The following is a 2,480-nucleotide window of genomic DNA, read 5'->3' as shown; positions in this document are numbered from 1 at the left end:
GAACTGCCTGAAACGTTTGATGAGCTAGATTTACCCGAATACAGCGAAGAAGAAGCCTTGGCCGATATGCCCATTTCATCGGACACTCCAGGCGATGTTATAGAACAAGGTAGTGATGACCCCGAGGTTTTCGATGAAGCCGATCTTCCAGAATACAGTGAAGAAGAGGCGTTGGCAGATATGCCTATTGAGCCTGAGGCTTCAGAGCTTCCTGGCTTAGCAGAATCACCGAATATACCGACAGATATGGCGCCTGATGAAGCAGGTGAAATATCAGAGCAGGATGCATTGTTTGATATATTCCAAGCTCAAAATCTCGATTCGTTGTCTAAAGATGGTTTTGATGAAAGCGCGTTGTCGGAGCTACTTTCCGAAGATGAAGACGAACTTATGTCGAGTTCATTCTCATTTGATTCAGCCCTCGATGCCAAAACGACCGATAGTGCGGGAATGGACATTGCTGCTATGTTGGAAGTCGGTGGCGAGGATTGGAATGGTTTTAATCTATCTGCTGAACAGCAAGCGAGTATTTCGACTGACATCCCAGATGATGAGCAAGCCATTTGGAGTGAAGAAAACAAACCGGAACAGGCGGTTGTTTCTGACGAAAATTGGGAGCATCAAGAGGATTTTGATTCAAAGGCGGAGCAGTATCGGACTATTGATGAATTAATGGCAGAAGTTGAAAGCGAAGAAGCGAATCAAGCGAACCCTGATGACGAAGAATTAAACCTCAACGTTGGGCTGGACGAGTTTCCTGACGTTATTGGTGACATTGGATTTGAAGATGTGGACAGTAACGCGGAAGCCGTAGGAAAAATGGATCTAGCTAAAATCTACATGGAAATGAATGATACTGACGGGGCGATTAAATTACTGGAAGAAGCGATTGTAGATGGTTCCGATACGATAAGACGGGAAGCTAAAAGCTTAATTGATGCAATACGACGTGGCTAATCGCCGTATAACGGAAGGCAGCGTCTGCTGCCTTTTTTGTTTGTCGTATTAGATATTTGTTGGTATTGATATTATAATCTCCGGCCGGATTTTAAGAGTAAATGAACATGAGAGTAGCACTGGGCATCGAGTACGATGGCACTAATTATTATGGTTGGCAACGTCAGCGGGATGTAACGAGTGTTCAGGAAGAGCTAGAGAAATCCTTAAGTATCATCGCTAATCATCCTGTTGAAGTTCAGTGTGCAGGTCGTACCGATTCAGGGGTGCACGGCACAGGCCAAGTCGTTCACTTTGATACGGAAAGTATGCGCAAGCCAGCCGCTTGGACGATGGGGGTGAATGCTAATCTCCCTAAAGATATTGCGGTTCGTTGGGCACATGTGGTTGATACAGAGTTTCATGCTCGATTTACCGCGACGGCTCGCCGTTATCGTTATGTTATTTATAACCACGCCCTAAGGCCTGGAATTCTTGCTTCGGGATTAAGTCATTATCACGGGGAGCTTGATGCTGATAAAATGCACCTTGCAGGTCAATACCTTATCGGTGAGAATGACTTCACGTCCTTTAGAGCTATCCATTGTCAATCTCGCAGTCCTTGGCGTAATATTATGCACTTGAATGTGACTCGTCATGGGCATTATGTCGTGATTGATATTAAGGCCAATGCGTTTGTTCATCATATGGTGAGGAACATTGCAGGCAGTCTGATTACTGTTGGTAAGGGCGAGCAAGATCCCCAATGGATAGATCAATTGCTGAAAGCCAAAGACAGAAAGCAGGCTTCTGCTACGGCAAAAGCTGCAGGCTTGTATTTGATAGATGTTGATTACCCCACTCATTATCAATTACCTAGAGAGCCTTTAGGGCCGTTATTTTTGCCTAATGACCTGACATAATGTTCAATTTTGGTCATTTTTAAACATTTTTCTCGTGAGACATCGATACAGGAAATAGGTACAACCAGTTTTTTGTCTACAGCTGGCATTTATTATGCTTTAATCCTTCACGCGTAAATCCCGAATTTGTATCTTGCGTAATTAGGCGTAAGACTAGATAGAAAAGGTCTTCCATGAGTTGGCTTGAAAAGATATTAGAAAAAAGCAACATAGGCAGTTCTCGTAAAGCGTCTATCCCTGAAGGGGTATGGACTAAGTGCTCTTCTTGTGAACAAGTACTTTATCATGCAGAACTAGAACGTAACCTTGAGGTGTGTCCTAAGTGTGACCATCACATGAGAATGAAGGCGCGTCGCCGCCTTGAAACGTTTTTGGATGCTGATAACCGAGTTGAATTGGCGAATGAGCTAGAACCACAAGACAAGCTTAAATTCAAAGATTCCAAACGGTATAAAGATCGTATCTCTGCTGCCCAGAAAAACAGTGGTGAGAAAGATGCATTGATCGTTATGCAAGGCGAGCTGTTAGGCATGCCATTGGTTGCTTGTGCCTTTGAATTCTCATTTATGGGCGGCTCGATGGGCTCTGTAGTGGGTGCTCGTTTTGTACGTGCTGTTGATG

At 44.2% G+C, this 2,480-nt stretch carries 2 protein-coding genes and 1 pseudogene; all 3 read left to right on the top strand.

The window, feature by feature from the left end; all coding sequences use genetic code 11:
* Positions 1-957, top strand: a 957-nt coding sequence (locus ACP45E_RS21740; protein ID WP_277815738.1) for a FimV/HubP family polar landmark protein, incomplete at its 5' end; no start/stop codon positions are given.
* Between the two features lie 107 nt (positions 958-1,064).
* Complete coding sequence (gene truA / locus ACP45E_RS21735) at positions 1,065-1,859, top strand: tRNA pseudouridine(38-40) synthase TruA (RefSeq protein WP_017034849.1); 795 nt, start codon at positions 1,065-1,067, stop codon at positions 1,857-1,859.
* 173 nt (positions 1,860-2,032) lie between these two features.
* Positions 2,033-2,480, top strand: a pseudogene (locus ACP45E_RS21730) (acetyl-CoA carboxylase, carboxyltransferase subunit beta); the annotation flags it as partial.

Origin of the sequence: Vibrio genomosp. F10 str. 9ZD137 (assembly GCF_049974785.1) — a bacterium.
Classification (GTDB): Bacteria; Pseudomonadota; Gammaproteobacteria; order Enterobacterales; family Vibrionaceae; genus Vibrio.
This window is presented reverse-complemented; position numbering and strand designations above follow the sequence as displayed.

What these genes read in the sequence shown, in the direction of transcription:
- truA (WP_017034849.1), top strand. Translation starts at nt 1,065, where the DNA reads ATGAGAGTAGCACTGGGCATCGAGTACGATGGCACTAATTATTATGGT.